This window comes from Kineococcus indalonis (genome assembly GCF_009906395.1).
In the GTDB taxonomy this organism is placed as follows: domain Bacteria; phylum Actinomycetota; class Actinomycetes; order Actinomycetales; family Kineococcaceae; genus Kineococcus; species Kineococcus indalonis.
In genome coordinates, this window is sequence record NZ_JAAALM010000227.1 from 1 (window position 1) to 6,065 (window position 6,065).

Sequence of the window (6,065 nt, forward strand, 5' to 3'; positions counted from 1 at the left end):
CCCGCCGCAGCACGCGCGCGGGCAGCGCCGTGGAGGCCGTCACGCCGGCGAAGCTGGCGCGGCTGCGGCGGCTGGCGGGGGAGTGGCTGCGGGCCCACCCCGGTCAGCACCCGCCCCGGGTGCGCCTGGACGTGGTCGCCGTGACACTGCCGGCGCGCGGCGCCGCGCACGTCGAGCACCTGCGCGGGGTGTCCTGATGGCACTGGCGCGCGCCCTGGCCGTGGGCCTGGTGGGCCTGGACGGGCACCTGGTGCAGGTCGAGGCGGACATCTCCCCGGGGCTGCCCGCCTTCGTGCTCGTCGGCCTGCCCGACGCCTCCCTGCACGAGGCCAAGGACCGGGTGCGCGCGGCGACGGCCAACTCCGGCTGCCCGCTGCCGCAGCAGCGCATCACGGTGAACCTCTCCCCGGCGACGCTGCCCAAGTCCGGCTCGGGGTTCGACCTCGCCGTCGCCGTCGCCGCCCTGACCGCCAGCGGGGTGCTGCCCGCCGACGCCTCCGCCGGCGCCGTGCACCTGGGCGAGCTGGGGCTGGACGGCAGCGTGCGGGCCGTCGACGGCGTCCTGCCGGCCGTGCTGGCCGCCGCGCGCGCCGGCGTGCGCTCCGTCGTCGTGCCCGCCGCCACCGCCGAGGAGGCCGCGCTCGTGCCGGGCGTGCGCGTGCGCGGGGTGCGCTGGCTCGCCGAGCTCGTCGCCGACTACCGCGGGGACCCGCCCCCCGAGCTGCCCGAGCCGCCGCTGGCGCCGGCACCGCCGGCGGCCGGCGCGGCGCGCCCGGCGCCGGACCTCGCCGACGTCGTGGGCCAGGGCGACGCCCGCTTCGCCCTGGAGGTGGCCGCCGCGGGCGCCCACCACCTGCTGATGTCGGGCCCGCCGGGGGCCGGCAAGACGATGCTGGCCGCCCGGCTGCCCGGGCTGCTGCCCGACCTGGACGAGCAGGCGGCCCTGGAGGTCACCGCGGTGCACTCCGTGGCCGGCGCCCTGCGCTCGCGCCCGGGCGCCGGGGCCCTGATCACCCGGCCGCCCTACGAGGACCCGCACCACACCGCCTCGGTCGCCTCCGTCGTCGGCGGCGGCAGCGGCGTGCCGCGCCCGGGCGCCGCCTCCCGCGCGCACCGCGGGGTGCTCTTCCTCGACGAGGCCCCCGAGTTCGAGGCCCGCGTCCTGGAGGCGCTGCGCCAGCCGCTGGAGCAGGGGGAGCTGGTGCTGCACCGCGCCCGCGGCGCGGCGCGCTACCCGGCGCGCTTCCAGCTCGTGCTGGCCGCCAACCCCTGCCCGTGCGGGCGCGCGGTGGGCCGGGGGCTGGAGTGCACCTGCACCGCCCAGGCCCGGCGCCGCTACGCCGCCAAGCTGTCCGGTCCGCTGCTGGACCGGGTCGACGTGCGCGTGGACGTGCGGGCCGTCACCCGCGCCCAGGTGGCCGAGGGCGCGGCGGGCGAGGACACCGCCGCCGTGGCCGCCCGGGTGCGCGCGGCCCGCGCTCTGGCCGCCGAGCGCCTGTCCCCGCACGGGGCGCGCTGCAACGGCGAGCTGCGCGGCCCGCTGCTGCGCGGGGCGCTGCGCCTGCCGCCCTCGGTGACCGTCGACCTCGACCGGGCCATGGAGCGCGGGGCGCTGACGCTGCGCGGGCTGGACCGCGTCCTGCGGGTGGCGTGGACCGTGGCCGACCTGCGCGGGGCGCCGGCCCCCGACCGCGACGACGTGGGCCGGGCGCTGGCGCTGCGCGGCGTGCCCGGCGCGGTGCCCGGCGCCGCCGCGTGAGCACCGACGACGTGCCCGGGCGCCCGGTGCCCGAGCGCCCGGTGACCGTGCGGCGGGTGCCGCCCGCGCTGCGTCCCGCCCTGGACGACGAGCGGCTGGCCCGCGCGGCATGGAGCCGGCTGGTCGAACCCGGTGACGCGGCCGCCGCCGCCCTGGTCGCCGAGGTCGGCGCCGCCCTGGCCCTGGAGGCGGTCGTCACCGGCCGCGGCCCGCGGCGCTGGCGGACCCGGCTGGAGGACACCGACCCCCTCGCCGACCTCGCCCGCGCGCGCGCCGTGGGCGGGCGCCTGGTCGTGCCCGGCGACGACGAGTGGCCCGCGGGGCTGGACGACCTCGCCCACCACGGCGGCCCCGAGCGGCCCCTGGGCGCGCCGCTGGCGCTGTGGGTGCGCGGCCCCGCCCACCTGGCCGGGGCCGTGCGGCGCAGCGCCGCGGTGGTCGGCTCGCGGGCCAGCACCGCCTACGGCGAGCACGTCACCTCCGAGATCGCCGCCGGCCTGGCCGAGCGCGGGTTCACCGTCGTCAGCGGTGGCGCCTCCGGCGTGGACGCGGTGGCGCACCGCGCGGCGCTGGCCGTGGGCGGCACCAGCGTGGCCGTGCTCGCCGGCGGGGTGGACCGCCCCTACCCGGCGGGCAACGCCGCGCTGCTGGGCCGGCTGGCCCGCGAGGGGGCCCTGGTCAGCGAGGTGCCCTGCGGCGCCGACCACACCCGCTGGCGCTTCCTGGAGCGCAACCGCCTGATCGCCGCCGCCACCCTCGGCACGGTCGTGGTGGAGGCCGCGTGGCGCTCGGGGGCGCTGTCCACCGCCGAGCGGGCCGAGAGGCTGTTGCGGCCCGTCGGCGCGGTGCCCGGACCGGTCACCTCCGCCGCCTCGGCCGGGTGCCACCGGCTGCTGCGCGAGCGCGGCGCGGTCTGCGTCACCTGCGCCGACGACGTCGCCGAGCTGCTCGGGCCCGTGGGGACGGCACCCGCGCCCGCACCCGCGGACGCGCAGCGGCGCCCCTTCGACGGCCTGGGGCCCGAGGAGCTGCGCGTGGCCGAGTCGCTGCCGCGGCGCAGCGCGGCCAGCACCGAGCGCATCGCCAAGGCCGCCGGGCTGGAGGTGGCGGCCGTGCACGCCCTGCTGGGCCGCCTGGAGCTGGCGGGCACCGCCGTGCGCCACGGGGCGGGCTGGCGGCTGGGCACGCCCACCCCGCCGCGCTGAGGCCCGGCTCGCGCCGGGCCCGCCGCGGAGGTACGCAGGAGGGGGGAAACCGGTGGGCGCAGCGGGGGCGCAGCCCGTACGGTCGATCTCTGCGCTGCGCGAGAGCCGTTGCGGCGCAACCGGTCGTCGTACCGGGGACAGGAGTGGCAGGGCCGTGGAGAAGCTGGACGAGAAGCTGCTGAACTGGGCGTCGATCCTCGACGAGGGCACCCGGCGCCAGGCGCTGACCACCTCGCGCCTGCCGTTCATCCACCCCCACGTCGCCCTCATGCCCGACGCGCACCTCGGCAAGGGCGCGACGGTCGGCTCGGTGATCCCCACCGACCGCGCGCTCATCCCCGCCGCGGTGGGCGTCGACATCGGCTGCGGCATGATCGCGGTGCGCACGCAGTTCGGCGCCGACGCGCTGCGCGGACGGGACCTGTCGGTGCTGCGCGTGGCGATCGAGCGCAGCGTGCCCCTGTCGGCCGGCGCGGCCAACCGCGCGCTCAGCGCCACGGCGGCGCCGCGGGTGGCCGAGCTGGAGGCGACCGAGCCGGAGCGCGCGGCCTTCCGCGAGTCGCTCGCGCCGCGCTGGCGCATGGCGCTGGGCTCCCTGGGCTCCGGCAACCACTTCATCGAGGTCAGCCTGGACGAGGAGGACCGCGTCTGGCTGTTCCTGCACTCCGGCTCGCGCGGCCCGGGCAACAAGCTGGCGGTGCACCACATCGCCGTCGCCAAGCAGCGCGCCCGCCGGGAGGGCCTGGACCTGCCTGACGCGGACCTCGCCCACCTGGTGGAGGGCACGCCCGAGTTCGAGGCCTACGTCTCGGACCTGCGCTGGGCGCAGCACTTCGCCCTGCTCAACCGCGAGGAGATGATGGACCGCGTCGCCGCGTGCCTGGCGGGGTTCCTCGACGAGCCGGTGCGCGAGCAGGAGCGCATCAACTGCCACCACAACTACACGGTCGTGGAGGAGCACTACGGGCGCCGGGTGTGGCTGTCGCGCAAGGGTGCCATCGACGCGAGCGCCGGCCGCGCCGGCCTGATCCCCGGCTCCATGGGCACGGCGAGCTACGTCGTCGTCGGCAAGGGCAACCGCGAGTCGCTGAACTCCTCCCCGCACGGCGCCGGGCGGGAGTTCAGCCGCACCGCGGCGCGCAAGCGGTTCACCCGCGAGCAGCTGCGCGAGGCGATGCGGGGCATCGAGTACCGCGACACCGACGCCTTCCTCGACGAGATCCCCGCCGCCTACAAGGACGTCGACGTCGTCATGGCCGACGCCGCGGACCTGGTGGAGGTCAGGCACACCCTGCACCAGGTCGTGAACGTCAAGGGCGACTGAGCGCCGCCACCGGCCGGGCCGGGCCGGTGACGGGGTACGGCGGTGACGGGGCGGGCCGGGGTCGTGAGCGGCTCCGGCCCGCCCCGGCGCTCAGCCCGCGGCCTGCTTGTACCGCTCGACCACCTCGGACTTGATGCGGCCGCGGTCGCTGACCTCGATGCCGTTCTCGCGCGCCCACGCGCGCACCGCGGCGCCGTCCACCGCGTCGGCGTCGTCCGCCGGGCGGGAGGCGGAGGAGCCGGCCGACGAGGAGGTGCCCGCGGCCGCGCGCCGGCCGCTGACGCGCCGGCCGTGCTCGACGTACGGGGCCAGCGCGCGGCGCAGCTTCTCGGCGTTGGTCGCGCTGAGGTCGATCTCGTAGTGGGTGCCCTCGAAGCCGAAGCGGACGGTCTCGCTCGCCTCGCCGCCGTCCACGTCGTCGGTCAGGACCACCGTCGTCCGCTGCGCCACTGCCTCGCCCCTCGTGCGTGCTGCCCGCGCGGGCCCACGTCGCGCCCGCGCCCCGCGGCACCCGTCGCACCGCGCACGGCCATCCTGGCACGCGGTGCCCGCCCGGCCCGGTGCGCCGCGCGCACCGCTCCCGGCGTCCGGACCGGCGCTCGTAGCGTTCAGGAGTTGCCCGGTCACGCTACGCTGACGGTGGCGGGTCCAGCAGGTCCGCACGCACGTCCGCGCGCCGCGTGCGCGGGGATCGCACCGCCAGGCCCCCCGCGGGCCTGGCGCACCGGGGGGAGGACACGGTGGACGCACCATCGGGGCGCGAGGCCGCCGCCGTCGCGCCGTCGGAGCGCACCGGCTCCGGCCTGAGCGTGGTGACCGACCAGGGCAGCGCCGACAGCCCGGCCCAGGGCCTGGGGGAGGCCACCGCCGAGGAGGTGCGCCCCGCCGGGCGCCCGCAGGCCAACGCCCGCTTCACCAGCCGCAAGGGGCCGGTCACCCCCGAGCAGGAGGAGGCCGAGGCCCGCCTGCGCGCCATGTGGGTGGAGTTCAAGGCCAGCGGCGACGCGCTCGTGCGCGAGAAGCTGATCATGCACTACTCGCCGCTGGTGAAGTACGTCGCCGGCCGCGTCGGCGTGGGTCTGCCGCCCAACATCGAGCAGGCCGACCTGGTCTCGTACGGCATCTTCGGCCTCATCGACGCCATCGAGAAGTTCGACATCGAGCGCGCGATCAAGTTCGAGACCTACGCCATCTCCCGCATCCGCGGCGCCATCATCGACGAGCTGCGCGCCATCGACTGGATCCCGCGCTCGGTGCGCAGCAAGGCCCGCGAGGTGGAGCGCACCTACGCCACCCTCGAGGGCGAGCTGCACCGCACCCCCACCGAGGCCGAGGTCGCCGAGCGGATGGGCATCCCGCTGTCGGACCTGCACCACATCTTCAGCCAGGTCTCCTACGTCAACGTCGTCGCCCTGGACGAGCTGCTGAGCGTGTCGGGGGAGAAGGGCGACAAGCTCTCCCTCGTCGACACCCTCGAGGACACCCGCGCCGAGGACCCCGTCGCCGCCTTCGAGGGCGAGGAGACGAAGTTCCTGCTCGCCCGCGCGATCAACCAGCTGCCCGAGCGCGAGAAGATCGTCGTCACCCTCTACTACTACGAGGGCCTCACCCTGGCCGAGATCGGCCGGGTCCTGGGCGTCACCGAGTCGCGCATCTGCCAGATGCACACCAAGGCCGTCCTGCAGCTGCGCGGCAAGCTCAGCGACGCCGGCTGAGGGGGCCGGGGCACCACCGCCCCGGTCCGCTCGCCCCGCCTGCCCGTCCCGCCTGCCCGCCC

6 protein-coding genes are annotated in these 6,065 nt (G+C 77.9%); 5 read left to right on the forward strand and 1 reads right to left on the reverse strand.

The features are described 5' to 3' along the window. The 4 genes from GTR00_RS12055 to GTR00_RS12070 form a co-directional block, all read left to right on the forward strand. A partial coding sequence (locus GTR00_RS12055; RefSeq protein ID WP_205705642.1) for a YraN family protein occupies nucleotides 1-197 on the forward strand: 197 nt, incomplete at its 5' end. Further along, the gene (locus GTR00_RS12060; protein ID WP_166611863.1) at nucleotides 197-1,759 is read left to right on the forward strand and encodes a YifB family Mg chelatase-like AAA ATPase; all 1,563 of its coding nucleotides are present in this window, start codon (nucleotides 197-199) and stop codon (nucleotides 1,757-1,759) included. The genes GTR00_RS12055 and GTR00_RS12060, both read left to right, overlap by 1 nt. Further along, nucleotides 1,756-2,964: a DNA-processing protein DprA gene (dprA, locus tag GTR00_RS12065; protein WP_205705643.1), complete on the forward strand. Its 1,209-nt coding sequence runs from the start codon at nucleotides 1,756-1,758 to the stop codon at nucleotides 2,962-2,964. The genes GTR00_RS12060 and dprA overlap by 4 nt, the downstream gene beginning before the upstream one ends. A gap of 154 nt (nucleotides 2,965-3,118) precedes the next feature. Then, nucleotides 3,119-4,288, forward strand: a complete 1,170-nt coding sequence (locus GTR00_RS12070) for an RtcB family protein (RefSeq protein ID WP_166611864.1) — start codon at nucleotides 3,119-3,121, stop codon at nucleotides 4,286-4,288. A 90-nt stretch (nucleotides 4,289-4,378) separates the two neighbouring features. Here GTR00_RS12070 and GTR00_RS25795 read toward each other — a convergent pair whose 3' ends face one another. Continuing rightward, complete coding sequence (locus GTR00_RS25795) at nucleotides 4,379-4,738, reverse strand: histone-like nucleoid-structuring protein Lsr2 (RefSeq protein ID WP_166611865.1); 360 nt, start codon at nucleotides 4,736-4,738, stop codon at nucleotides 4,379-4,381. Between the two features lie 401 nt (nucleotides 4,739-5,139). Here GTR00_RS25795 and whiG point away from each other — a divergent pair, with 401 nt between their 5' ends. After that, a complete protein-coding gene (gene whiG, locus GTR00_RS12080; protein WP_407659683.1) occupies nucleotides 5,140-6,003 on the forward strand; it encodes an RNA polymerase sigma factor WhiG in 864 nt (287 codons plus the stop codon). The last annotated feature ends 62 nt before the right edge of the window (nucleotides 6,004-6,065 follow it).

Coding starts and splice junctions, on each gene's coding strand:
- GTR00_RS12060 (WP_166611863.1), top strand. CDS start 197: ATGGCACTGGCGCGCGCCCTGGCCGTGGGCCTGGTGGGCCTGGACGGG.